The organism is Pseudomonas sp. TWR1-1-4 (assembly GCF_049897165.1).
GTDB lineage: Bacteria > Pseudomonadota > Gammaproteobacteria > Pseudomonadales > Pseudomonadaceae > Aquipseudomonas > Aquipseudomonas canadensis.
The window spans coordinates 335,954-359,558 of record NZ_JAFCVS010000004.1 but is presented as its reverse complement, the minus strand read 5'-3'; the positions used below and the strand labels follow the sequence as shown (position 1 = coordinate 359,558).

General features: G+C 53.5%; 23 protein-coding genes. 11 read left to right on the top strand and 12 right to left on the bottom strand.

Features of this window, described 5'->3' with window-relative positions; all coding sequences use genetic code 11:
• Positions 1 to 48 precede the first annotated feature (48 nt).
• The 9 genes from ACP7C6_RS13765 (at position 49) to ACP7C6_RS13725 (ending at position 9,381) form a co-directional block, all read left to right on the top strand.
• Positions 49 to 333: a hypothetical protein gene (locus ACP7C6_RS13765; RefSeq protein ID WP_028619474.1), complete on the top strand. Its 285-nt coding sequence runs from the start codon at positions 49 to 51 to the stop codon at positions 331 to 333.
• Positions 334 to 465: 132 nt separating this feature from the next.
• Positions 466 to 762: an integration host factor subunit beta gene (gene ihfB, locus ACP7C6_RS13760; RefSeq protein WP_003218804.1), complete on the top strand. Its 297-nt coding sequence runs from the start codon at positions 466 to 468 to the stop codon at positions 760 to 762.
• A gap of 20 nt (positions 763 to 782) precedes the next feature.
• A complete protein-coding gene (locus tag ACP7C6_RS13755; RefSeq protein ID WP_028619475.1) occupies positions 783 to 1,013 on the top strand; it encodes a lipopolysaccharide assembly protein LapA domain-containing protein in 231 nt (76 codons plus the stop codon).
• Positions 1,014 to 1,524: 511 nt separating this feature from the next.
• Positions 1,525 to 2,559 (top strand): polysaccharide biosynthesis protein, encoded by a 1,035-nt coding sequence (locus tag ACP7C6_RS13750; protein WP_028619476.1) that lies wholly within the window; start codon positions 1,525 to 1,527, stop codon positions 2,557 to 2,559.
• A 3-nt stretch (positions 2,560 to 2,562) separates the two neighbouring features.
• A complete protein-coding gene (gene wbjC, locus ACP7C6_RS13745; protein ID WP_028619477.1) occupies positions 2,563 to 3,681 on the top strand; it encodes a UDP-2-acetamido-2,6-beta-L-arabino-hexul-4-ose reductase in 1,119 nt (372 codons plus the stop codon).
• A 68-nt stretch (positions 3,682 to 3,749) separates the two neighbouring features.
• Positions 3,750 to 4,880, top strand: a complete 1,131-nt coding sequence (wecB, locus tag ACP7C6_RS13740) for a non-hydrolyzing UDP-N-acetylglucosamine 2-epimerase (protein ID WP_426108894.1) — start codon at positions 3,750 to 3,752, stop codon at positions 4,878 to 4,880.
• Positions 4,881 to 6,146, top strand: coding sequence for a glycosyltransferase family 4 protein (locus tag ACP7C6_RS13735; protein ID WP_426108893.1), 1,266 nt, complete (start codon positions 4,881 to 4,883; stop codon positions 6,144 to 6,146).
• A gap of 129 nt (positions 6,147 to 6,275) precedes the next feature.
• Complete coding sequence (locus ACP7C6_RS13730) at positions 6,276 to 7,289, top strand: MraY family glycosyltransferase (RefSeq protein WP_028619480.1); 1,014 nt, start codon at positions 6,276 to 6,278, stop codon at positions 7,287 to 7,289.
• A 97-nt stretch (positions 7,290 to 7,386) separates the two neighbouring features.
• Positions 7,387 to 9,381, top strand: coding sequence for a polysaccharide biosynthesis protein (locus ACP7C6_RS13725; protein WP_028619481.1), 1,995 nt, complete (start codon positions 7,387 to 7,389; stop codon positions 9,379 to 9,381).
• A gap of 65 nt (positions 9,382 to 9,446) precedes the next feature.
• On the opposite strand, the gene ACP7C6_RS13720 is transcribed toward ACP7C6_RS13725, so the two are convergent.
• The 11 genes from ACP7C6_RS13720 to ACP7C6_RS13670 are packed head-to-tail and all read right to left on the bottom strand — an operon-like array spanning position 9,447 to position 21,321.
• The gene (locus ACP7C6_RS13720; RefSeq protein ID WP_028619482.1) at positions 9,447 to 10,664 is read right to left on the bottom strand and encodes a hypothetical protein; all 1,218 of its coding nucleotides are present in this window, start codon (positions 10,662 to 10,664) and stop codon (positions 9,447 to 9,449) included.
• Positions 10,657 to 11,454 (bottom strand): glycosyltransferase, encoded by a 798-nt coding sequence (locus ACP7C6_RS13715; protein WP_122686644.1) that lies wholly within the window; start codon positions 11,452 to 11,454, stop codon positions 10,657 to 10,659. The genes ACP7C6_RS13720 and ACP7C6_RS13715 overlap by 8 nt, the downstream gene beginning before the upstream one ends.
• A 42-nt stretch (positions 11,455 to 11,496) precedes the next feature.
• Positions 11,497 to 12,141 (bottom strand): DapH/DapD/GlmU-related protein, encoded by a 645-nt coding sequence (locus ACP7C6_RS13710; protein WP_028619484.1) that lies wholly within the window; start codon positions 12,139 to 12,141, stop codon positions 11,497 to 11,499.
• A 43-nt stretch (positions 12,142 to 12,184) separates the two neighbouring features.
• Complete coding sequence (locus tag ACP7C6_RS13705; protein WP_426108892.1) at positions 12,185 to 13,165, bottom strand: glycosyltransferase family 2 protein; 981 nt, start codon at positions 13,163 to 13,165, stop codon at positions 12,185 to 12,187.
• Positions 13,162 to 14,472: a hypothetical protein gene (locus tag ACP7C6_RS13700; RefSeq protein ID WP_426108891.1), complete on the bottom strand. Its 1,311-nt coding sequence runs from the start codon at positions 14,470 to 14,472 to the stop codon at positions 13,162 to 13,164. The genes ACP7C6_RS13705 and ACP7C6_RS13700 overlap by 4 nt, the downstream gene beginning before the upstream one ends.
• The gene (locus ACP7C6_RS13695) at positions 14,469 to 15,401 is read right to left on the bottom strand and encodes an NAD-dependent epimerase/dehydratase family protein (RefSeq protein WP_028619487.1); all 933 of its coding nucleotides are present in this window, start codon (positions 15,399 to 15,401) and stop codon (positions 14,469 to 14,471) included. The genes ACP7C6_RS13700 and ACP7C6_RS13695 overlap by 4 nt, the downstream gene beginning before the upstream one ends.
• Positions 15,401 to 17,116 carry a thiamine pyrophosphate-binding protein gene (locus tag ACP7C6_RS13690; protein ID WP_308908552.1) on the bottom strand — a complete coding sequence of 572 codons (1,716 nt, stop codon included), beginning with the start codon at positions 17,114 to 17,116 and terminating at the stop codon, positions 15,401 to 15,403. The genes ACP7C6_RS13695 and ACP7C6_RS13690 overlap by 1 nt, the downstream gene beginning before the upstream one ends.
• 3 nt (positions 17,117 to 17,119) lie before the next feature.
• Complete coding sequence (rfbH, locus tag ACP7C6_RS13685; protein ID WP_028619489.1) at positions 17,120 to 18,433, bottom strand: lipopolysaccharide biosynthesis protein RfbH; 1,314 nt, start codon at positions 18,431 to 18,433, stop codon at positions 17,120 to 17,122.
• 24 nt (positions 18,434 to 18,457) lie between these two features.
• The gene (gene rfbG, locus ACP7C6_RS13680) at positions 18,458 to 19,543 is read right to left on the bottom strand and encodes a CDP-glucose 4,6-dehydratase (protein WP_308908553.1); all 1,086 of its coding nucleotides are present in this window, start codon (positions 19,541 to 19,543) and stop codon (positions 18,458 to 18,460) included.
• 2 nt (positions 19,544 to 19,545) lie between these two features.
• Complete coding sequence (rfbF, locus tag ACP7C6_RS13675; RefSeq protein WP_028619491.1) at positions 19,546 to 20,319, bottom strand: glucose-1-phosphate cytidylyltransferase; 774 nt, start codon at positions 20,317 to 20,319, stop codon at positions 19,546 to 19,548.
• Positions 20,320 to 20,331: 12 nt separating this feature from the next.
• On the bottom strand, positions 20,332 to 21,321 hold the full coding sequence (locus tag ACP7C6_RS13670) for an FAD-binding oxidoreductase (RefSeq protein ID WP_028619492.1): 990 nt from the start codon (positions 21,319 to 21,321) through the stop codon (positions 20,332 to 20,334).
• A 582-nt stretch (positions 21,322 to 21,903) separates the two neighbouring features.
• Between ACP7C6_RS13670 and ACP7C6_RS13665 the strand changes: the two genes are divergently transcribed.
• Positions 21,904 to 22,236 (top strand): ComEA family DNA-binding protein, encoded by a 333-nt coding sequence (locus ACP7C6_RS13665; RefSeq protein ID WP_028619493.1) that lies wholly within the window; start codon positions 21,904 to 21,906, stop codon positions 22,234 to 22,236.
• An 18-nt stretch (positions 22,237 to 22,254) separates the two neighbouring features.
• Here ACP7C6_RS13665 and ACP7C6_RS13660 read toward each other — a convergent pair whose 3' ends face one another.
• The gene (locus tag ACP7C6_RS13660) at positions 22,255 to 22,833 is read right to left on the bottom strand and encodes a TetR/AcrR family transcriptional regulator (protein WP_353631674.1); all 579 of its coding nucleotides are present in this window, start codon (positions 22,831 to 22,833) and stop codon (positions 22,255 to 22,257) included.
• Positions 22,834 to 22,954: 121 nt separating this feature from the next.
• Between ACP7C6_RS13660 and ACP7C6_RS13655 the strand changes: the two genes are divergently transcribed.
• On the top strand, positions 22,955 to 23,599 hold the full coding sequence (locus ACP7C6_RS13655; RefSeq protein ID WP_028619495.1) for a GntR family transcriptional regulator: 645 nt from the start codon (positions 22,955 to 22,957) through the stop codon (positions 23,597 to 23,599).
• The last annotated feature ends 6 nt before the right edge of the window (positions 23,600 to 23,605 follow it).

Here is a 23,605-nt window from a genome sequence, read left to right as displayed (position 1 = left end):
TCTTAAGAAAAAAGCGGTTCCCGTGTTGTAGCTTCAGTAAGGATTTGAATGAACAGGCTTATCGTAGTACTCGCCGTGGTAATGCTCGCAGGCTGCTCCGCTACCAGCGCCAAGACCCATGCCAAGCGCGGCGTCAGTGGCATCGAGATCGATTGCTCAGGGCTTGGCAACAACTGGCAGAAGTGCGAGAAGCGCGCCACTCGAGAGTGCAAGATGCAAGGCTACAAGGTCATCACCAGGTCCAGTGATGCCCAGGATGAAGAGGGTGACTCTCTCTTTGGCTGGAACCCCGCCGGCGCAGTGACGCGGACGATGCTGGTGATCTGCAATTGAACGAATAGCACCTTCAATGCGGGGGTTTATTCAACCGGCAGATAAGTTTATGCATGGGCTGTTCAAATTCATCAAGTCATGCTAAAACCTTCGGAGCGCTTTTCCTAGCTGCTTGAAAAAGAAGGGAAAAATATGACGAAGTCGGAGTTGATCGAACGAATTGTCACCCATCAAGGGCTGCTCTCATCCAAGGATGTCGAGCTGGCTATCAAGACCATGCTTGAGCAAATGTCCCAATGCCTGGCGACCGGGGATCGCATTGAGATCCGTGGGTTTGGGAGCTTTTCCCTTCACTATCGCGCGCCGCGTGTGGGCCGTAACCCGAAAACCGGCCAGTCCGTCAGTCTTGACGGCAAGTTCGTACCTCACTTCAAGCCGGGTAAGGAATTGCGTGATCGTGTGAACGAAGACGAGGAAGAAGGCGTCTGATCGACTTTCAGGAGAATGTTATGTCTAGACTTGCGCGCTTTGCATCGATTGTATCTGTTTTGTTCTTCGCGCTCGTTGTTGTTTTTTTTGTGCTCGAGAATCAGCAAGGTGCGACACTGTCGTTTTTAGGCTGGTCCACGGTTGAGCTACCTGTTTCAGTTTTCACCTTACTGGCGTTACTCGTGGGAATGATTGTTGGGCCTGCGCTAGGTGTGGTGCTTGGCCGTAAGAGAATACGTCAGAAGGCCTGATCGATATGTGCTTTAGGGTTGCCGTAGTCTTATGCTTGAACCATGCGGCATTTTATCCTCTCGGCAAGCGAAGCCTGACATAAGGGCGAGCTAGTCCTCCTATTTTAAGGTGGGGCTTTTTACTGCTCTGACGAAGTCTTTAAGCGTTTATCTGTATGAAATCTTCCGTCATGTCACTTCAATAACCAGTCAGCGTTAATCTCCCTAGGGTGTCGAGTCTGGTGCCCATCCTCTCATTGCCGTTTGGGCATGCCCTCACGCATCCGTGTTCGCTTTTGACTTTAAGGATGCAGGCCTTAAAATAGCCACCAATTTCCATGCCCTTCATCTTTAACTGCACCACACCAAGCTTATTTTTCGGGCTGTTTGCTAACGAGCTTCGACGTTTTCCTTGAACCTCTTCACCGTTGAGCATTCCGGGGCGGCAGGTTGGCTTTGTTGGTCTGCAGGCATTGAGGTGAGTGGCCGACTAGAAGCTTGTCGTGATGTGCGCGTTGCTTTAGGACTTACTATGTTCAGCGGAAAAACGCTTCTAATCACCGGTGGCACCGGTTCATTCGGCAACGCCGTCCTCAAGCGTTTCCTCGACAGTGGTATCGCAGAAATCCGCATCTTCAGTCGCGACGAGAAGAAGCAGGACGACATGCGTAAGCGTTATGCCGACACCAAGCTGAAGTTTTACATAGGTGATGTGCGCGACTACCAGAGCGTTCTCAATGCCACGCGCGGCGTGGATTACATTTTTCACGCTGCTGCTCTGAAACAGGTGCCTTCCTGCGAGTTTCATCCCATGGAGGCGGTCAAGACCAACGTTATTGGCACTGAGAATGTCCTGGAAGCCGCTATCCAGAATTCGGTCAAGCGAGTGGTTTGCCTGAGCACCGACAAGGCTGTCTACCCGATCAATGCCATGGGTATCTCCAAGGCAATGATGGAAAAAGTCATGGTTGCCAAATCCCGTAACGTGGATGATGCCAAGACGGTTATCTGCGGTACTCGCTACGGTAACGTCATGGCTTCACGAGGTTCTGTGATTCCTCTGTTCATCGAACAGATTCGTGCAGGTCAGGCATTGACGTTGACTGATCCGAGCATGACGCGCTTCATGATGACGCTGTCGGACGCCGTGGACTTGGTGTTGTATGCTTTCGAGCACGGCTGCAATGGTGATCTTTTTGTTCAGAAGGCACCAGCGGCGACAGTTGAAACCCTGGCCAAGGCTTTGACCGCAATGGTCGGTAAGCCTAAGCATCCTATCCAGGTCATCGGTACTCGTCATGGCGAAAAGCTGTTTGAAGCGCTGCTGAGCCGTGAAGAAATGGCTTGCGCTGAAGACAGGGGCGATTACTACCGCATTCCGCCCGACCTGCGTGACTTGAACTACTCAAAATTTGTAGAGCAGGGCGAAGAAAAAATCTCTCGCACAGAAGACTACAACTCTCATAACACTGAGCGGTTGGATGTGGCCGGCATGCAACGGCTGCTGCTCAAACTCGAGTTCATGAAGGCAATCCAGCGTGGCGAACTCGCTACGCCGGAGGAGTGAGTGATGAAGGTACTGATCACCGGCGCCAACGGGTTTGTCGGTAAGAACCTGATAGCGCATTTAAGTGAGCGCAGTGATATCGACGTGGTTGCCTTTACCCGTGATAACAACATCGCTCAATTGCCCGCGCTGGTTGCCGAAGTTGATTTTGTCTTCCACCTTGCGGGGGTTAATCGTCCGCAATCGTCCGAGGAGTTCAAGGTTGGCAACGCTGATTTGACCCTGGCTCTGTGCGACGCAATCAAGATGAGTGGCAAGCCCACTCCCGTGCTTTATACCTCCTCGACCCAGGCTGATCGCGATAATCCCTACGGCATCAGCAAACTGGCTGCTGAACATGCATTGCATGATCTACAGGCGAGCCACGGTTCCAGGGTTCATGTTCTGCGCCTGCCCAACGTGTTCGGAAAATGGGCGCGGCCTGATTACAACTCGGCCGTGGCGACTTTCTGCCATAACATCACCCGAGGCCTGCCGATCCAAGTCAATGATCGACACGCGATGGTCAGCCTGGTTTACATCGACGATGTGGTCGACTATTTCACCCAGCTAATGGACACGGGCTCGCCTCACGATTCAGTTGATCAGGTGGCCCCGGTGTATAGCATTTCTGTGGGGGAGTTAGCGGATCAGCTGCATGCGTTTCGCGACAGTCGCGACACGCTGATCAGCGAGGCCGTTGGCACAGGCCTGGTGCGAGCACTTTATTCCACCTACGTCAGTTACCTGCCGGTCGAGCAATTTACCTACGATGTTCCGAAGTACGGTGATCCACGCGGCGTTTTTGTTGAAATGCTGAAGACCCGGGACAGTGGGCAGTTTTCCTATTTCACCGCCCACCCTGGCGTGACACGGGGCGGTCATTATCACCACTCCAAGACCGAGAAATTCCTGGTAATCAAAGGCAAGGCCTGCTTTCGCTTTCGCCATATAGTATCTGGGGAGTTTTATGAGCTGCTTACTGAGGGTGAGCAACCGCGGATAGTGGAAACGGTGCCTGGCTGGACTCACGACATTACCAATGTCGGGGAGGAAGAGATGATCGTCATGCTCTGGGCCAATGAGATCTTTGATCGTGAGCGCCCGGACACCTTTGCAATGCCGGTGGGTACTCAAGCCTGAGCATGGGCGCGTCAGGCAATGCATTGGGCGGACGGCTCCGATGCCAATGATTCTGGAAGAGTGTTGAAATGAAAAAAATGAAAGTTGTCACGGTTGTGGGGACGCGCCCTGAAATCATTCGCCTGTCGCGGGTGATGGCCAAGCTTGACGAGCACTGTGAACACATCCTGGTGCATACCGGGCAGAACTACGATTACGAATTGAACGAGATTTTTTTCCAGGATCTTGGCATTCGCAAGCCTGACCATTTTCTCAACGCTGCCGGCGCAAGTGGTGCGCAAACGATCGGCAACGTGATCATTGCGGTGGATCAGGTGCTGGAGGACGTGAAGCCCGAAGCCCTCCTGATCCTCGGTGACACCAACAGCTGCATGGCTGTGATTCCGGCCAAGCGCCGCAAGATCCCGACATTTCACATGGAAGCCGGCAATCGCTGTTTTGACATGCGCGTGCCTGAAGAAATCAATCGCCGCATCGTTGATCACACCGCTGACATCAACCTGACCTACAGCAGCATTGCGCGTGATTATCTGTTGAGCGAAGGGCTGCCGCCGGACAGGGTGATCAAGACGGGCAGTCCTATGTTTGAAGTGCTCAATTACTACCGCGATGGCATTGAGGCCTCGGATGTACTGGAGCGGCTTGGCCTGGAGGCCGGCAAGTTTTTCGTCGTGAGTGCGCATCGCGAAGAGAATATCGATTCCGACAAGAACTTCCTCAAGTTGGTCGAAGTGTTGAACACCGTCGCTGCCCATTACGACTTGCCGGTGATCGTAACCACTCACCCTCGTACGCAAAAGCGCGTCGATGCCATGGGTGTGAAGTTCCACAAGAATGTGCAATTGCTCAAGCCGTTGGGGTTCAAGGATTACAATAAGTTGCAACTGACAGCCAAAGCGGTGCTGTCGGACAGCGGCACCATCAACGAAGAGTCATCGATTCTCAATTTCCCCGCGCTTAATCTGCGAGAAGCCCATGAGCGGCCGGAAGGGATGGAAGAGGCGGCTGTCATGATGGTCGGCCTGGAGGTCAAGCGTGCCATGCAAGGCTTGCAGCTTCTGGAAAGCCAGGCATCGGGGCAAGAGCGGACGCTACGGCTTGTCGCCGATTACAGCATGCCCAATGTCGCTGAAAAGGTCGTGCGGATTATCCATAGCTACCGTGACTACGTCATGCGCACCGTATGGAAGCAATATTGATTGGACAGGCTCTCCCAGGAAAAGCCACTCAAGATATTGGTGGTGACCCAATACTTTTGGCCCGAAAACATGCGCATCAACAACATGGTCGAAGGCTTTGTCGCCAAAGGCCATGAGGTGACGGTGCTCACCGGCTTGCCTAATTATCCGGAAGGGCAGGTCTTTGCTGATTTTCGGCGTGATCCCACGCAGTTCTCCAGTTATCGGGGGGCTCGTGTTATCCGAGTGCCGATGCTGGCGCGAGGCAAGGGCAACTTCACGCTGGCCATGAATTACCTCTCGTTTTTCAGCAGTGCCTCTATCGTTGGCAGTTACAAACTGCGCGGCCAGTCGTTCGATTCGATCTTTGTATATGGTGTGTCGCCAATCATGGGGGCAATCCCAGCCCTGGTGCTGGGTCGCTTGAAAAAGGCCCCGGTGTTCATCTGGGTACTGGACCTGTGGCCGGAAAGTCTCAGGGCGGTGGGGGTTATCGAAAGCCCTCGGCTGCTTAGACTGGTTGGCAAGGTGGTCTCCTGGATTTACAACCGCACCGATTACTTGCTGTTGCAGTCACGTTCGTTCGACGAGAACGTCAAGCAATACTGCACGCGTGCGATGGGCACAGATCGGTTGGTGTATTTCCCCAGCTGGGCCGAGGATGATTTTTCGGGGGAGGTGCAAGCGCCTTCTGAGCTGCTGCAGCGCGACGATACGGTGTTTACGATCCTCTTTGCCGGCAACATTGGTGACGCGCAGGATTTTCCAGCGATCATGGCGGCAGTCAAGGCGGTCAAGGCGGACCTGCCTGTGCGCTGGGTGATTGTGGGGGATGGCCGGGCCAGTCAATGGCTGACCAAGCATGTGGCGGAGAACCGAATGGATAACGTCCTGCTGCTCGGAAGGCATCCGCTGGAAAAAATGCCGGCACTGTTCGCCGCTGCGGACGCTTTGTTGGTGTCGTTGAGGACTAATGACGTTTTCGAGAAAACCATCCCGGGTAAGGTCCAGGCTTATCTGGCATCGGGAAAACCCGTGATTGCCATGATTGACGGCGAGGCGGCCAACGTTGTTGCCGGGTCGGGAGCTGGCATGGTGTGTGGTTCTGGCGATGCCCTGGGACTCGCGAATATTGTGCGCACCATGGGGGCGTTGCCCAAGCCCGAGCTCGAGAGTATGGGCTTGTTGGGCAGACGTTACTATCTTGAGCATTTTTCCAAGGAGACCTTGTTCGACCGTCTTGAGGCGCTTTTCCGGAAGGCTACCCTGAGGCGCAACGAAAAATGACCGCAAGCCTTCATTCATCGATGCCGTTCCTGGCTGTGCTGCCTGAACGATGTCGAGTACCAGGCAGTGCCGACCGGTGATGAACGCTGAACCCTTTTGCCCGCATCTGTTTCAGGAACTGTTTCCTACATGACCATTTGGTTGGTGTTTTCCGCGGTGCTTTCAGCATCGCTTCTATTGACTTGGGTCCTACGCCGTTATGCCTTGTCGCGTAGTTTGATGGACATTCCCAATGGCCGCAGTTCGCACTCTGTACCGACGCCACGAGGGGGTGGTGTCGCAATCGTACTGACGTACCTGGTGACGTTGGTGCTGGTGGCGTTTGCTGGTTGGGTCAGTTGGAGTGCCGCATTGCCATTATTGGGGGCTGGGGCGTTGATCGCGGTCGTTGGTTTTCTCGACGATCATGGTCATATCGCAGCACGCTGGCGTCTATTGGCCCACTTTGGCGCAGCCCTCTGGGCGTTGCTCTGGATGGGAGGGCTTCCCACGATCAGCCTCGTCGGCGTTGAGGTGGACCTTGGCTGGTTGGGTCACGTACTGGCAGCCTTGTATCTGGTCTGGATGCTGAATTTGTACAACTTCATGGACGGTATTGACGGCATTGCTAGCATTGAGGCCGTGTGCGCTTGTGCTGGCGCATGCCTGGTGTACTGGCTGACGGGTCATGAAAACCTCATGATTGCACCGATGCTGTTAGCGGTCGCGGTGCTTGGGTTTTTATACTGGAACTTCCCTCCTGCCCGCATTTTCATGGGCGATGCTGGGAGTGGCTTCCTGGGGGTAGTGATTGGCATCCTGTCGCTTCAGGCTGCGTGGGCGGCACCTGAGATGCTTTGGGTCTGGTTGATTTTGCTGGGTGTATTCATCGTTGATGCGACCTTCACCCTGGGGCGACGCCTGTTGCGCGGAGACAAGGTGTATGAAGCGCATCGAAGTCATGCCTATCAATATGCATCACGCCTGGCGGGGCGTCATTTGCCGGTTACGCTGACGGTGATGGCTATCAATCTGTTGTGGTTGTTGCCCATCGCGCTCTTTGTCGGCCTAGGGTTTGACGGCGTTCTGGGCTTGATGGTGGCCTATATTCCATTGGTGTTGCTCGCGATTAAGTTTCATGCGGGTGAGCTTGAAAAAGCGTGATAATTGATGGGCAATGGAGATTCAAGGGTTTGTTGCACACTCACATGACTGTCATTTTTTTGCTGGCAGTGCTAGGGACTGAGGTATAAAAGGGTTTATGGATAGTTTACGTACCCGGTTGGTGGGCTTGCCGCGCAGGCATAAACGTTTCTTGCAAGTGGCGACCGACATCGTTCTGGTATGGACGGCGTTGTGGTTGGCATTTGTTGTGCGCCTGGGGTTTGATGACCTCAACAACCCCTTTGTAGTCCATTTGTGGCTGTTTCTCAGTGCGCCGGTGATTGCCATCCCGCTTTTTATCCACTTTGGCATGTACCGGGCAGTGATGCGTTATTTCGGCAATGATGCGCTGATTGCAATCATCAAGGCCGTCAGCCTCTCCGCATTGTTGCTGGCTCTGGTGGTGTATTTGTACAGCAATCATCAGACGGTGGTGCCCCGTTCAATCGTATTCAACTATTGGTGGCTGAGCATGGTCATCATTGGCGGCTTGCGCTTGGCGATGCGTCAATACTTTCAGGGGGACTGGTTTACCGCCGCGCAGCATGTGCCTTTCACCAGTCGTGATGATGGCCTTATCAAAGTGGCTATCTACGGGGCCGGGGCGGCGGGCAATCAATTGGTAGCGGCCTTGCGCATGGGCCGTGTGATGCGTCCGGTGGCTTTTATCGATGACGACAGCGGCATCTCGGATCGCATCATCTCAGGGCTGAAGGTCTACAAGCCTAAGCGCATCCAGCAGATGATCGATGAGACCGGTGCTGAAGAGCTGCTGCTGGCAATACCGTCATCCACACGATCTCGCCGTAGAGAAATACTGGGTTATCTGGAAGGATACCCGTTGCATGTGCGCAGTGTTCCCGGATTCATGGACCTGGCCAGTGGTCGAGTCAAAGTCGATGATATCCAGGAAGTGGACATCGCCGACCTGCTCGGTAGAGATCCCGTACCTGCGCAGCCTGAGTTGCTGGAGCGATGCATCAAGCACCGTGTAGTGCTGGTTTCCGGTGCGGGCGGTTCGATTGGATCGGAACTTTGTCGTCAGATCCTCACGCTGGAACCCACCAGCCTATTGTTGTTCGATCATAGTGAGTACAACCTTTATTGCATCCTGTCCGAACTTGAACAGCGTGTTGAATCAGAGTCGTTGAATGTAACGCTGCTGCCGATCCTTGGTTCGGTGCGACATCCCGGCAAGCTGTTGGAGGTTATGAATACCTGGTCAGTCGATACGGTTTACCATGCAGCAGCCTACAAGCACGTACCCATGGTGGAGCACAATATTGCCGAGGGTATTCTTAATAATGTGATCGGCACCCTCAATACCGCGCAGGCTGCACTGCAGGCAGGTGTCGAGAACTTCGTGCTCATTTCGACCGACAAGGCTGTGCGGCCAACCAACGTGATGGGCAGCACCAAGCGGCTGGCGGAGCTTGTATTACAAGCTTTGAGCAAGGAGTTGGCGCCGAGATTGTTTGGTGATGCGTCAAATATCTCGCGGGTCAATAAAACCCGTTTCACCATGGTTCGATTTGGTAACGTGCTGGGCTCGTCAGGTTCGGTTATCCCGTTGTTCCATAAGCAGATCCAGGCGGGTGGGCCGCTGACGGTGACCCATCCGAAAATAACCCGCTATTTCATGACGATACCTGAAGCGGCGCAGTTGGTTATCCAGGCGGGTTCGATGGGGCAGGGGGGAGATGTCTTCGTGCTCGATATGGGCGAGCCTGTGAAAATTGTGGAGCTTGCCGAAAAGATGATTCACTTATCAGGCCTGAGTATCCGCTCCGAGAAAAACCCGCACGGAGATATCCTGATCAATTTCAGTGGGCTGCGTCCGGGTGAAAAGCTCTATGAAGAGTTGTTGATTGGCGACAACGTCGCTGCCACGAGTCATCCGATGATCATGCGAGCCAATGAGGAACTCTTGGACTGGGAAGTGCTCAAGGGCCGGTTGCAAGGCTTGTTGGCGGCTGTTGAGGAGGGGGATTTTTCGCTCGTCAGGCAGCTGTTGAAAGACACCGTCAGCGGCTACGCCCCAGAGGGTGAGATCGTTGACTGGGTGCACATTCAGCGACACCGCGAAGTCTGATCAGCGCATTGCCGCTCTGATGGACCTGTTTGCCGGTTCATCAGAGCTCGCAATAGGGTCTTGTATTAGAGCTTCCAGAGCTTCTTGTTCAGCCTGAAGCTCGAGAGGTAGACAAACAGTCTCGATATGTTCATGAACCGGTTGGGGCCTACAACGTAAAGAATCCCCTTTAGCACTGAGTTAATGATCTGGAGCTTTCCAGAGTGAGTTTGCGCATCACCAAACCCGGCCGGTTTGTATTGTCCGCCCGCCTCGAACAAGAAGTTCTTCCTGGCAAAAGTATAAACGGGGCCGCTGGCATCAAAAGGGTCATGGCCGGCAGGTAACTCATCCAGCACGCTGGCGTAGGCCCTTCTCAGCGTAGGCGATATGTATTTTCCATCGCTCATGTAATCAAATGCATAGGCGGCGCTGGAAGGGAAGGATGAGAAGTTGGAGAGTCGTTCCTTGTAATAGAAACTGACTTCCTGAAGGTCCTCACGTTGTTTCTCTCTTCCCGCAAATGCACGCTTGCTCAACAGTGCCGGGTTCTTCTCATCAAACGAACTGAAGTGGAAGAAAACCAATGGGCACTCCCCGTTTACCGTATAGCCACCCTGGCCGTCAGGCGAGAGGGTTCGCTCATGGCTATTCCAAAAAGCTACGTTGTAGCCGAGATTGAACGATACGTGCAGGGTCGGGAAGAAGCAGGGAGCAATACTGACCCATTTCTGATCAGTCGAAAGTCCGAATTGCGTTTCGAAATAGCAGTGCTCCAGGCAGCGCTCATTCCACCACTGAAGAAACCGTATGCCTTCTGAGGTATTGGAAACTGCGTAGAAGCCCAGGTTGAAGGAGCCGAAGCGCAGCATCCCGATATCACCTTCAACATGAGGCGTGACGTAGTGGGGCGTTAGAATGATGTCGCGCGTGTCGAGCTCGCCCCATAAACCATCGAGGCGGCTGAACACGCAGGTATCCGGGTCCAGGAACACCACCTTATCGTGCTGCTCAAGGAGCTTTAAGGTGATCCAGGGCTTGAGGCTGGTACTGAACTCGACGATGTCGTATTTGAAGGCGTAGTGCCGGACGTCAGCCAATCCGATCTCTTCAACCCAATAGAACTCTGCCAGGTCGGTCGGGAGGTCCATTTCGACCTTACGATCAAAAATATAGATCTTCAGTTTCGGCTGGTCGAATTTTACCAATGACTCGGCCAGCACCAGCGCCTTTGATAAGTAAGCCAGGTTGCACACGGTAAAAATGGCTGAGCGCTCGCCGGTCATGCCTTTTTCATCAGTCACGTTTAAAAATTCCTAATGTATTGATTACCCTGACGAGGATCTGAGAGGCGCAATAGAGCGTCAGTAATCTTGTTATTCTGAGCGCGAAGCCAACCTGGCGGCTCTTGAGCGCAGAAAAAATAAGTTTGAGATTCGACGAAACAGTGTCTTTTATTCTGGAACCTGAATACGCCCGCATTGAATACGTACGACCCGCGATGCGATAGCGACTATCAGCCTGCTCCGTGACATGATCGAACCCCGGTGTGGCACCACAGGCGCCAATGCGATAGCCCTTATTTAACGAGTCCAAACACAGCTTATAATCCACACTGTCAACGAAATAGCTGCAGTCCATCCAGTCAAGGGCTTTGAGTTTGTCCAGGAAATAAAGGCTGCCACTGTTAATCAGTAAAGGCACATCCTGTACCTGAGCATTTCCGCCGGCTTTGAAGGCGATTGCGCTGAACTCGCTGTATGCGTCGCTGTTGTCGGCATAGTTATTCTCTATGTAAGACAGTGTTTCGCTGCTGAATCCGGTGTCCTGATCAAAAAACAGAAGTGCTGAGTGGCCCTGTTGATAGGCATTGGCACACACTGTTGAAATGCCGATGCCCAATCCCAGATTTTTGCCACAGGTAAAATAGTGGATACGCGGGTCAAGCTCCGCGAGTTCTCGCACGTTGGTAACGTCAGGTGAGTTGTCGAATACGTAGACTTCAAATCCATCCGACGACGTTAATTCGAGCCTACGCAATAACTCAGCACCTGCGTGATAGACAACAATACCTACTGCAATCTTACGCGTCATGCCATGCCTTTGATGTGTGGAGCCGCCCATGCTGAGTCACGTTTAAACATTTAACCATTTGCTCTCTTTATCGCTCCAGACTTTCACTACCCTGGCAGGGCAGCCCACGGCAATGACGTTACTGGGGATATCTTTGGCGACAACGCTGTTGGCGCCGATGATCGCCCCATCGCCGATAGAGGTGTTCGGCAGTACGACGACATTGTCCCCGATCCATACATTATCGCCAATGGTCACGGGGCCGCTGCTGGCCAGTTTTCGTTCAAAAGGTGTTTCGTAGGGGCTGGATTGGTTTTCCCCCGAGTAGTCGCCGTGGGAGTGGTCGGTGATGTGAATCTTGCTGCCCATCAAGACATTGCGGCCAATCGTTATTCTGTTGCAGCACGCTATATGCAAATGGTCGCTGGCGGAAAAGTTCTCACCAATGTCGACCTGCGGCTGATACATGAACTTGAGGTATTGAGAGACCGCGTGCAGCCAGAGCCCTTCACCTACTCTGAAATTATTACCCAGCGTGATGTGTTCCAGGCCAAAGACCTTGGGCGCACGACCAAGATAGGCACGTTTCCCGGGGGCAGGGAGCGCTCTGAGGTGAATAAAGGCTCGCCATACAAACAGAAATTGCCCGATCACCATGGGGACGATGAAGACGTGATGTTGCTTAAGTTTTTTAAAAAAATAGGACACCGCGGTCTACTCGTGTTGGCGTGTGTAAACAGGTGGAAGCAAACTAGTGGTCTGCCACCGGTAGAGTGCGTGCGCGTTTGAGGTACAGGTTGACTGCCTTACTGAGCATCGATCTTGGAATGACTGATATCACCATGACGATCCAACTAGGGTAGCCCACGGACAGCCTGAGATCCGTTCGGTACGCTTTATAGACGCCGTAGTTTAACAACCCTCTGGCCCTCAGAGACAGCATGCCTTTGATCGTGAACGCGCCGGATACTTCGCCAAAACGGGTGCAGGCTTTAAGTTTTCCTTTCAGCGAATAGCTGACGGGTAACGAAAATATAAAGTTAACCCAGCAGGTCAGGCCGATCTTGAATATTTTGTCTGTGTGGGCCCAACTGGTTTTCGTGAGATGTGGGCTTTCAAGGGATGTGACGGATGCCTGGGGTAGCCAATGAATTTGAAAGGGGCGGTTCGCAATAGACTCGAAGAGGATGCCTGTTTGTATGAAGTTAGAATTGTGATAGCGGGAAAAGTCTGCATCATTTATCAGCGCTTTGCTATAGATCAAGCAGCTCATGCAGCTCATGAGCCCTGCGAGATCTTCCAGTAATGCATTGGCGTCTTGATAGGTGGCTTCCGGCGTTTCAATCTTGTTTACGAGGTTTACCAATACGGCGTCATAAGGGATGTTTGTTTTTAAAAGATTCAATACCTTGTCGAGATCGTCGGCACAGAATTGTGAAGTGTCGCCCAGTAGCCATGTGTATGCGGTGTCCGATAAAGACAGCGCTTTTTCAAAGTTTAAATCCGCGCCCAGATTTTCGTGGTTGCGCGAGTAGTGCAGCAGCGGGTATTCCGCTTTCCATTTTTCGACAATCTTGAAGGTTTCATCTGTCGAGGCATTGTCGGAAATGAAAATTTGAATGTTATGGCGCCTTAGTATCGGCAGGTGCGTCGCCAGCGAGCTGTCAAGGAAGTCCGCTCGATTGTAGGTAGGCAGTGCAATGGACAATACAGGATTAGGCTGAAAACTCATGATGAACGCCTTTTGAAAGATCTAAAAATCCAATAAACCCATGGTAAGACCAAGACGTACGCACTTGTAAAACCAGAAAAAAGGTATTCGAACGGAAGGTACTTCGCGGCCAGCAAAGTTGTGATCGCAACATACAGCCCATTGAGGAGCGATACCACGACCAGTGGCTCTTTTTTATAAGCCCTCATGTAGATCGCCATTGCATTGATGATCAGCTGCATCAGCCATCCTATGCTGACCATCAACAGAGGGAGGGTCGGCAGCAGGCGGTTCTCTATCAAGGGGTGGCCCTCCATCAGCCAGAGGCCGGTGAAGAGCGTTACCATGCCCGCGGCATAAGTGGCTATTGCCAGCGCTACGCCTTTTCTGAAGGCTTGATCGAGCGCAGTGGTATTACGATGGGCCGCATACATATTTATTTTTGGGGTGATAATGGTTATCCAAATGTTGGCGATACTAAACATTGCCATGCAAATGGCCATTGAGAAACCAACTTGGCCTGCTTGTACGGCCCCGTGATAGCTGAAAGAGAGAGGGGTGAATATAGACAGTACAAAATAGCCGCTGACCCAACTCAATGCGAAACGCCAAAGGAGCGGCATTATTTCCTTGAACCAAGGGTGGCTGTTGAGTTTTGTCAGTTTATAAAGCTGTCCCAGCATGGCTTTGTAGCGATGAAGGATTATTGAGGTGCCTGCCAGTGCGCCGGCTAATAATGAAAAGGCCAGAGCATACAGATCTGCGCCGCTGATCAGCAGGATAACGGTCACGCATACACTGATCACGCTGACATGGAAACGAATTTTCTGAATGTCACCCACGCTGTCGCATCCTTCTATGAAGGAGAGTGCAATGCTATTGATGAATACAATGACGGATGCCACACCGTATACCAGCCACGGAAGTTGCCAGTTTATCTGGGACGTCTTGCCATTCAGTATGAAATACCCGATCAAGAGCACGGCCGGGAAAACAACGAGCGCCATGCCGCTGGCCCAGCGCATGGCGAAAGATAATAACGTCGCCAGTCGACTGATGTGCTCAGGTGCGCCGCAAAGTTCTTTCTGATTATTGAACTTGAGGTGTGCAAATTCATGCGAGGCGAACAATAGCAGCACGGCAGAAAACCCCATGTCTGCGAACACCGCGAGTGCGGCCATGCTGATGAAGGTGTACCAGTATCCTTGGGCTTCGGATGACAGGTAAAGGGGGACCAGGATGAGCAGGGCAGGTCCCGAGAGTAATCGCCATAACTGATTTATTGCAGTGTTGCGAAAGTCGTGATTGAATATTTTTCTATAATTCATTTAATGAATTGACATCTTTCGATTTCATGAGTCAATCCTTCAATGGAGTTGAAGTGTGGTGCGTAGCCCAATGTCGATGCCATTCTGTTTTCGGAATAATAGTGCTGTTTAGCACCGGTTGCATTGATGTGTTGAGTGGTTTTTTCAACGGTGAATTGTAGGCCGAAATTGTTCCGAAGATGATCGAGTATTGAAAACTTGTCGGTTGGGGCATTGGTATAGCAATCGACAGCTACGTTGAGGTCTCCGTTGAATGTCAATGCTTTTGATATAAGCGTGTAAAAGTCCAGGGGCGTTATGTAGTCACGAAACATGTTCGCGGGAGACGTCGTCAGTACGGTGTTGTCCTTGATGGCGCGTACAGCGTCGGTTATAAAATAACGTGCGCTCAAATCTTGTGTGTGACTGAAGTAGTTGAATACCCGGATATCCACGATGCTAAGGCCCTGATGCGCTCGGTGCCTCGCCTCTGCGTAAAACTTTGCGGCAGCGTACCAATCCGTTGATTTCAAGTTGTTTATGTCAAACGTGGCGAGGGTCTGAGCCTGTGCGGGGGTTGCGAAATCACCGCCATAGGCAGCACCACTGCTCAGGAATATATAGCGGCACTCGGTGTTGGCTTTAAGGTATTCGAGTGCGAGCTTGTCATACTCATAGGTGATGTCGAAAATGGCAGATCCCATTCTCGATGCCATTGCGGGGTCGCCGACCCCTACAAAGTTGATGATTGCATCGAACGGAGTGTTTTGATCGAACTCGGCGTACTCAAAGATTTTGATACTTCGCTGTTCTGCGGATATCAATGCCGATATGTCGAGTTTGTTTTTGTCCCGCACAAACAGGCTCAACTCGAATGTTCGAGCTGCGGCGAGTGAACGTGTCAGGTCTTGGGCAATTTGGCTGTTCGCGCCGAATATTGCGATGTGCATCAGCGTGATGTCCGCGTTTTTTCAGGCAACTGCTGATCAATCGAGCGACCAAATTCTAGCCGTGGACGGCATTCTCGGGCGTCAGGCATCATCAGTTCGATCAGCGCGGGACGGGGTGATTCAATGAACATTCTGACCTGCGTCGCAAATTCATCATGGGTGCTCACGACCGCGGAGTTGATGCCGTAGGCCTCACCAATGGCTTTGAACTGTGAGGTGTAGCCATTCCAGTAGGTCGAAGAGTTGCGTCCCTCGAAGTACATTTCCTGGAACCCGCGGACCATTCCCAGGGAGTGGTTGTTAAGCACAATGATCAAGACGGGCAGTTGGTCGCGGGCGATGATATCCAGTTCCTGGATATTGAGCTGAGCCCCGCCGTCACCTGTAATGACAATGACAGGCTTGTTGCCCGCGTTGCAGGCGCCAATGGCCGCCGGGATCGCGAACCCCATGGTGCCGAGACCGCCGGAATGGTGCATGGATTGACCCTGGCTCAATCGCAACGTATGCGCCGCCCACATCTGATTGTTGCCGACGTCGGCAACAAAATCGACAGCACGCCCTCTGGTCAAAGCACTCAGGGTTGAGCAGATGACGAAAGGGCTCACCGACCAATCAGTGTACTCATCGACGAAGCTCTGATCGAAATCAGCTCGTAAATCAGCAGCCCAGGTAGCCCATGCCGTATTTTCTTGCACTTTGGAAAGAGGGAACCGTGCGAAAAACGTGTTCAGTTCCATCACGTAGGAAGAATGCGCCTTAACGCGGTTGTTCAGTTGCCCCTCCATCAGGTCGATCTGGAAAACCTGGGCTTTGCGGGCAAAATCTTCGGGTTTGGCACCGGTTTGTCGAACATCCAGGCGGCTACCCAGCACCAGCAGGAAATCGCAATTCTGCACGGCATAGTTGGCGGTACGCGTTCCGTAGGCGCCGAGCATGCCCAGGTAGTTCGCGCTCGCCGGGACCTTTTCTGCTCCCTTCAGACTGGCGACGTAAGGTATGCCCGACGCTTCCAGTTGATCGAGCCACGGTGTGAAGTTACGTGCGTTGACAGCCCCTCCACCCAACAGAATCAAAGGATTTTGGGCAGATGCCAGCGCGTTTTTGATCGCTTCCAGGTCGGACTCCTGTAAGGAAGCCTCGACCCGCTCCGGCTGTGGTACCAAAAGCGCGTGTACGACGGCGTCATCAATGTCGCTTCGCTGGATATCCATAGGGATGTCCAGCAGAACCGGGCCTGGGCGTCCCTCTCTGGCAGTGTCGATCGCCTTTTGCAGGCACGGGAGCAACTCGTCCACGTGCCTGATCTGGTAGGCATATTTGGTAATACTGCTGACCAGCGCCACGCTATCAAGCTCTTGGAAACCCTGTTGGCGGATATTCCTGTCGCCCTTGAGTTCGTAGGTATTCACCTGGCCCGTCAGGAAAAGGCAGGGATGGCTATCAAGCCAGCAGTCAGCAATACCGGTAATCAGGTTGGTTGCGCCAGGGCCGCTTGTGCCCAAGGCGACACCAAGTACCTCATGGTGTGTCGCGCGAGAAACCGCGGATGCAGCAAACGCTGCCCCTTGCTCATGGTGGACCGAGACTAGCTTGGTCTCACCCAACTGATTGATGCTGTCAACCAGGTGGGTGATCATCCCTCCGATCAACTCGTAGCCATACAACACCTTGTTCTGAGCAAGAACTAACGCAACCGCATCCGATGCTTTCATTGTTTAGAAACCAATCCCAAAGAATTCTTCCAGCTTCTCACCGACAAACTCAAAATGCTCCTGGCCTAGCGACGGCTGTACGCCGAGCCAGAAAGTCTGGTTCATGGTGCGGTCGGTATTCGTCAATTCACCCACTACACGGTACTCCAGGTTCTGGAAGTACGGTTGGCGAGTCAAATTGCCTGCAAATAGCAGGCGTGTGCCGATTTTGTGCTGGTCAAGGTACTTCAACAAATCAACACGGTTGACGCCACTGCTTTCCTTGAGTGTCACCGGGAAGCCGAACCACGATGGGTCACTGTTGGGAGTTGCTTCGGCGATTTCGAGGAACTCGGACAGGCTGGACAGTCGGTCCTTGAGCAGTTTGAAGTTGCGCTTGCGAGTATCGATGAAGTCTTGGGCTCGTTCGAGTTGGGCCAGGCCGCAGGCGGCTTGCATGTCGGTGATTTTCAGGTTGTAGCCCAAATGCGCGTATACGTACTTGTGGTCATAACCTTGAGGCAGGCTGCCATATTGCTGGCCGAAACGGTCGCCGCAAGTGTTGTCGCAACCGGGTGCGCAGTAGCAATCGCGGCCCCAGTCGCGGAACGACTCGGCAATCACCTTGAGCATCGGGTTGTTGGTGAACACTGCACCACCTTCACCCATGGTGATGTGGTGCGCAGGGTAGAAGCTGAGGGTGGCGATGTCGCCGAAAGTACCTACCAGCTTGCCGTCATACGTCGCACCGAGGGCGTCACAGCAGTCCTCCACCAGCCACAGGTTGTACTTTTCGCACAGCGCCTTGACCTTGCCCAGGTTGAACGGGTTGCCCAGGGTGTGGGCCAGCATGATCGCCTTGGTTTTCGGTGTGATGGCCGCTTCGATCAGGTCAGCGTTGATGTTGTGGGTAGCCATGTCAACGTCAACGAACACCGGGATCGCGCCAAATTGAACGATTGGGTTGACCGTGGTTGGGAAGCCCGCGGCCACGCCAATCACTTCATCGCCTTTCTTGATCGCGCGCTCACCGAGTTTGGGTGAGGTCAGCGTGCTGAAAGCAACCAGGTTGGCGGAAGAGCCGGAGTTGACCGACAGCAGGAATTTGACACCGAGGAATTCTGCCAGCTTTTTCTCGAATTCGGCATTGAAACGGCCAGTGGTCAGCCAGCCATCCAGGGAGGCTTCGACCATCAACTGCAACTCACGCGCACCGATCACTTTGCCGGACGGCGGGATAATGGTTTCGCCAGCCACGAACGGCTTGCTCGCCAATGCAACGTTGGCGTACTGCTCGACGAGCTTGCTGATTTCCTGGCGGAGCATATCGGGGGTCATGAAAAATCCTGCTAAAAAATAGAGTTAGTTGTTGCCGGCCTGCATGGCGAGCATGTAGGCATTGATTTCTTCCAGGCAATGGGCCTGCATGTCGTTGCCGCTCAACCAGGCGCGATGCCAGTTAACTATTCGGGCGAGCGTGGTCTCGAGGTTCCAGCTGGGTGCCCAGTGCAAGTGGGCGCGCGCCTTGGAAATATCCAGCTTGAGGTAGTTGGCCTCATGCGGTTGCGCGTCCTGATCCAGTTGCCAATGGGCGTCTTTACCCCAAGCCTGCACCATGTGGTCAAGGATCCACTCCACTGGGCGTGCGTCTTCATCCTTGGGGCCGAAGTTCCAGCCCTGGGCAAAACGATGCCCATGGGTCCAGAGATGTTCAGCCAACACAAGGTAACCACTCAGCGGTTCCAGCACGTGTTGCCATGGCCGGGTCGATTTTGGATTGCGTATTGTGACGGGTTGACCTTTCTCGAAGGCACTGAGGATATCAGGTATCAGCCGGTCCTCTGCCCAATCGCCGCCGCCAATCACGTTGCCGGCCCTGCCGGACGCCAGCGCGGTACCTTGCGGGTTGTTGAAAAACGATTTGCGGTAGGCGCTGGTGATCAGTTCCACGCACCCCTTGCTGTTGCTGTACGGGTCATGGCCGCCCATGGGTTCGTCTTCACGATAACCCCATTCCCATTCACGGTTTTCGTAGCATTTGTCGGTGGTGACGTTGACGATAGCCCGCAGGTTCGGGCATTGGCGGGCGGCTTCCAGCACATGCAGGGTGCCCATCACGTTGGTAGCGTAGGTCTCGACCGGTTCGCGGTAGGACAAACGGACCAACGGTTGCGCTGCCATATGGATCAGCACGTCGGGGTTAAAGCTCACCATGCTTTGGGCGATTACCGCGCGATCACGAATATCGCCTTGCTCCGACTCCATGCCTTGGGCCACCTTGGCCTCGACGAACAGGGCAGGGTGGGTCGGTGGTGCCAGGGAAAAACCTTTCACCTGTGCGCCCATGCTGGTCAGCCATAAAGACAGCCAACTGCCCTTGAATCCAGTGTGGCCGGTCAGGAAGACTTTTTTGCCTCGCCAAAAGGCTGGGGAAACGGTCGACGTCATGTTCAAGCCCAGGTTTTCCAAGGGGCTTTGCCGGACTGCCAAAGCTCTTCCAAGTAGTGTTTGTCGCGCAGCGTGTCCATCGGTTGCCAGAACCCTGGGTGTTCATAGGCCATCAGTTGGCCCTCTGCTGCCAGGTTCATCAGTGGTTCCTGTTCCCAGGTCGTACTGTCGTCCTTCAGGTACTGGAGTACTTCAGGCTTCAACACGAAAAAACCGCCGTTGATCAGTGCGCCATCACCTTTGGGTTTTTCCTTGAAATTCATCACTTGGCCCTGCTGGATATCCAAGGCACCGAAACGACCAGGCGGATAGGTCGCGGTAAGTGTCGCGGCCTTGCCATGTGACTTGTGGAAGTCCAGGGTGGCGCTGATATTGATGTCGCTGACGCCGTCACCATACGTGAAGCAAAAAGCTTCTTCGTCCTTGACATAGTCGGCGACACGACGCAGGCGACCACCGGTCATGGACTCGTCGCCGGTGTCGACCAGAGTGATGTTCCAGTCTTCAGCACGTTGGTCGTGCACCTTCATGGTGTTGTCGCGCATGTTGAAAGTGACGTCGGACATGTGGAGGAAGTAGTTGGCAAAGTACTCCTTGATCACATATCCCTTGTAGCCACAGCAGATAATGAAGTCATTGATGCCGTGTGCGGAGTACATCTTCATGATGTGCCAGAGGATAGGCTTGCCGCCGATTTCCACCATTGGTTTTGGGCGCAAACTGGTTTCTTCGCTGAGCCGTGTTCCCAGGCCACCGGCCAAAATAACTGCTTTCATGCTGTCTCCGGTTCAATTCGAGCTTACAAAGGCATCAGAATGGAAATGTTTGAGGGGCAGGCCAGCCTGTGTCAGCACTTCGCGCGCCGTATGAATCATGGCTTCAGAGCCACACGCGTAGACCGAGGTATCCGCGAGGTCAAGGTTTTCTGCAAGTACTGCTTGTTGGATGTAGCCCGTTGCACCTGACCACTGTGCATTCGCACGAGAAAGAGTGGGCCGGTAGATCAGGTCCAGTGTCGGGAAGTCGAGGTGCCAATACAGGTCTGCCTCCGTGCGACCGCCCCAATATACATAGATACGCTTATTGCTAATTGATTCAGGCGCGGCCGCCAATGCTTCGAGCATGGCCTTGACAGGTGCAATCCCCGTTCCGGTAGCCATGAACACCAGGTTCGTAGTCCGGGCATCGCGCAGGCAGAACGTTCCCAGAGGGCCTTCCAGCCGCAGTAGATCGTTGGCTTGGGCTTCGTCAAACCAATATTGACTCATGACCCCATTGGCGACTTGGCGAATATGCAGTTCGAGCTTGGCATCCTCACGGACGGCGTTGGCAATGGAGTAACTACGGCGTACGCCGTCCTTTCCAATGACATCGATGTATTGCCCGGGAAGGTAGAACAACGCACTTCTGGGCGGTGTTCTAAGCACTACTCGTACGACATCGTCTGCAAGGCGTTCCAAGGTGTCGAGGCGACAAGGCATGGTTTTGATCTGAATATCAGCCAATAACCCAAGGTCTTCGATATCCAGTTCAACGTCGGTGATCGCGGCTCGGCAGCATGTCAGGATGGTTCCCGAAGAACGCTCTTCTTCCGTCAGTGCCAGTTCGGGCTGAACCAGCTCAGTTTCGCCCTGGATAACGTTAGCCTTGCATACGCCGCATCGACCGTTACGGCAGCTATACTCGAGTACAGTCCCTTGGGACTTCGCACAATCCAGAAGGCTTTTTCCGGATTCCGCCGTAAATGTCTTGTGGTTCGAGAGCGTGACAATCGACATGTGTCAGACACCACGCTCGGGGAGGGCGTCATAAGAGATCCGTCCATCCCATTGGACGTAGGCTCTTGCACACACCTGCGACATACTTTTGATACCCATGTACGTTTACATCTCCTCTCGTCGTTGCGCTGAAAGTGCGAAGGCATAAGGCATTCAGCGCGCAGACTACATACCCAGGCCTAGGGCATTTTTGATATAGGTTAAGGCAGAAAACCAGGCTGCCCGGGAACGGTTGTTCCATGGCGGCATTTGGCCGTCAGTGTACTGTCCGACGGACGGTGTTTTTAATGTGCCTAGCGCCGGATATTCAAACGCCCGGCTGCCAGAAGTAATAGGTTTCAAGATCAGCACGATCGCACAAGGGGGCAATTTTCATGTGCGTTCGAGCTGATTTTTCCGTAAGTAATCGCGATTCTACCTGCTTGGGGCCTTAACTGGAAATGCAGGCTCTACTGACTGCAGGGTCGGCAGAGTAATACCCAGTAATCTTCCCATTTTTGACTCGTCCCAAACATGACCTAACGTAGAAAGGCAGCTTCGGAAAAGCTGCTTTTCTCTTATCGATGTCATGGAGCGTCACCAATGCAAAACATCTATATTTCCTCCCTTATCTTTGCCTTTCTCACCAGCATCTCCGTAGCCACCACCGCAGCGCCGTCCATCAAGCCTGAAGCGCCAGCCCCCCTCTCCGCGCAAACGCGTCAGGCCGAGCAATCCGCCAAGGTCAACCTGAACGCCGCCGATGCTGAAACCCTGCGCCGTGATCTCTTCGGCATCGGGGCTGCCAAGGCCAAGGCGATCATCGCCTATCGCGAAAGCAACGGTCCGTTCACCGCGGTGGACGAGTTACTGGAAGTAAAAGGTATCGGCAAGGCTTTGCTGGAGAAGAACCGCGAAAGGATCGTGATCAAGTAAGGCAAGAAACGAGGCCGGTCATTGATCGGCCTTTTCAACATTGTGCACTTGCGTCTTCAAGCTTTCCCGCACCACGTCCATGATGCGCGTCGCCAACTCTGTGCTTTTGACACTTCTAGCCAGCACCAATGCACCCACCAGCGTCGACATCATTACCAGGCTCTGCCGATCGGCATTCGGGTTTTCCAGCGCGGCTTCAATCTGATTCAGTCGAGCCTTAAGCACCGCATCCGTCGTCGGACTGTGCTGGCCCCTCAGGCCCAGTTCGGACGACATGGTCGGCAGCGGGCAGCCTTGGTCTGGAGACGTCAGGTGCCATTCCGAGAGGTAACTGTCAATAAATGCTTCCAGCGGCCGTTCCTGGCTGAACAGCATTTCGCAATGGGCATCCAGCTCTGCCGCAGCCGACTGCAGCGCCTTCTCCACCAACTCATCCTTGGATTTGAAATGCGCATAAAACCCACCATGAGTAAGGTTCAGCGCCTTCATCAGCGGCTGTAAGCCAGTCGCGCAAATACCGTCGCGACGAAAGCGGTCGGAGGCTTCTTTGATAATGCGTTGGTGAGTCTGGGCTTTGTGGTCAGATGAATAACGCATGGGGTGGCCTCGGTTACAGGCTGGCATCTTAACCAACTTGGGCCTTTTTTCATCCATGCACATTGGCATGAAACGTGATTACCTCTAACGCAGAAGATTGTTCAACAATCGCGAGGTGGTCATGACACTCAGCTTGTCTTTAGCCGACCAGATCGCCCTGGAGCTGCGTGCTGACATCATCGGTGGGCGGTTGCTGCCCGGCATGCCGTTGGTCGAAGTGGAGCTGGTGAAGGCCTACAACGCCTCACGCAACACCATCCGCGAGGCGTTGCACCGTTTGGGGCAAGAAGGGTTGACCCGCTATGTGCGCAACAAAGGGGTCATGGTCCGACGACTGGAACGAGAGGAAGTGCGTGATTTGTTCGTAGTCCGTCGCACCTTGGAACTGCAGTCCATCGCCCAAAGCGGTCCTTTGACAGCGGCCCAATCCGAACACATGCAAAACGCCATCGACGCAACCACCCTGGCCCGTGAGCGCGAGGACTGGCGTGCGGTCGCCACTCACAGCCTGGTGTTTCACCAGCAGATTGTCGGGTTGATGCGCAGCCCTTTGTTCGATGAGTTTTTTGCCCAAGTCATCGCTCAACTGCGTCTGGTGTTTTGCGCCGCGCCTGATGAACAGCGTTTTCAATCACCGTGGTTGGAGCGCGATCGTGAAATTTTCACCTTATTGGCCCAACAGGATAAACCGGCGGCAGGGGAGGCAATGAGCCTGTACCTGGATGATTCGGAACGCCTGTCGTTGGCCTTGTTTAACCGCCCCTGATTGAGG

Excerpts from the sequence above, each read along its gene's own strand:
- ACP7C6_RS13765 (WP_028619474.1), top strand. The coding sequence starts at position 49 with ATGAACAGGCTTATCGTAGTACTCGCCGTGGTAATGCTCGCAGGCTGC.
- ihfB (WP_003218804.1), top strand. The coding sequence starts at position 466 with ATGACGAAGTCGGAGTTGATCGAACGAATTGTCACCCATCAAGGGCTG.
- ACP7C6_RS13755 (WP_028619475.1), top strand. The coding sequence starts at position 783 with ATGTCTAGACTTGCGCGCTTTGCATCGATTGTATCTGTTTTGTTCTTC.
- ACP7C6_RS13750 (WP_028619476.1), top strand. The coding sequence starts at position 1,525 with ATGTTCAGCGGAAAAACGCTTCTAATCACCGGTGGCACCGGTTCATTC.
- wbjC (WP_028619477.1), top strand. The coding sequence starts at position 2,563 with ATGAAGGTACTGATCACCGGCGCCAACGGGTTTGTCGGTAAGAACCTG.
- wecB (WP_426108894.1), top strand. The coding sequence starts at position 3,750 with ATGAAAAAAATGAAAGTTGTCACGGTTGTGGGGACGCGCCCTGAAATC.
- ACP7C6_RS13730 (WP_028619480.1), top strand. The coding sequence starts at position 6,276 with ATGACCATTTGGTTGGTGTTTTCCGCGGTGCTTTCAGCATCGCTTCTA.
- ACP7C6_RS13725 (WP_028619481.1), top strand. The coding sequence starts at position 7,387 with ATGGATAGTTTACGTACCCGGTTGGTGGGCTTGCCGCGCAGGCATAAA.
- ACP7C6_RS13715 (WP_122686644.1), bottom strand. The coding sequence starts at position 11,454 with ATGACGCGTAAGATTGCAGTAGGTATTGTTGTCTATCACGCAGGTGCT.
- ACP7C6_RS13705 (WP_426108892.1), bottom strand. The coding sequence starts at position 13,165 with ATGAGTTTTCAGCCTAATCCTGTATTGTCCATTGCACTGCCTACCTAC.
- ACP7C6_RS13700 (WP_426108891.1), bottom strand. The coding sequence starts at position 14,472 with ATGAATTATAGAAAAATATTCAATCACGACTTTCGCAACACTGCAATA.
- ACP7C6_RS13695 (WP_028619487.1), bottom strand. The coding sequence starts at position 15,401 with ATGCACATCGCAATATTCGGCGCGAACAGCCAAATTGCCCAAGACCTG.
- ACP7C6_RS13690 (WP_308908552.1), bottom strand. The coding sequence starts at position 17,116 with ATGAAAGCATCGGATGCGGTTGCGTTAGTTCTTGCTCAGAACAAGGTG.
- rfbH (WP_028619489.1), bottom strand. The coding sequence starts at position 18,433 with ATGACCCCCGATATGCTCCGCCAGGAAATCAGCAAGCTCGTCGAGCAG.
- rfbG (WP_308908553.1), bottom strand. The coding sequence starts at position 19,543 with ATGACGTCGACCGTTTCCCCAGCCTTTTGGCGAGGCAAAAAAGTCTTC.
- rfbF (WP_028619491.1), bottom strand. The coding sequence starts at position 20,319 with ATGAAAGCAGTTATTTTGGCCGGTGGCCTGGGAACACGGCTCAGCGAA.
- ACP7C6_RS13670 (WP_028619492.1), bottom strand. The coding sequence starts at position 21,321 with ATGTCGATTGTCACGCTCTCGAACCACAAGACATTTACGGCGGAATCC.
- ACP7C6_RS13665 (WP_028619493.1), top strand. The coding sequence starts at position 21,904 with ATGCAAAACATCTATATTTCCTCCCTTATCTTTGCCTTTCTCACCAGC.
- ACP7C6_RS13660 (WP_353631674.1), bottom strand. The coding sequence starts at position 22,833 with ATGCGTTATTCATCTGACCACAAAGCCCAGACTCACCAACGCATTATC.
- ACP7C6_RS13655 (WP_028619495.1), top strand. The coding sequence starts at position 22,955 with ATGACACTCAGCTTGTCTTTAGCCGACCAGATCGCCCTGGAGCTGCGT.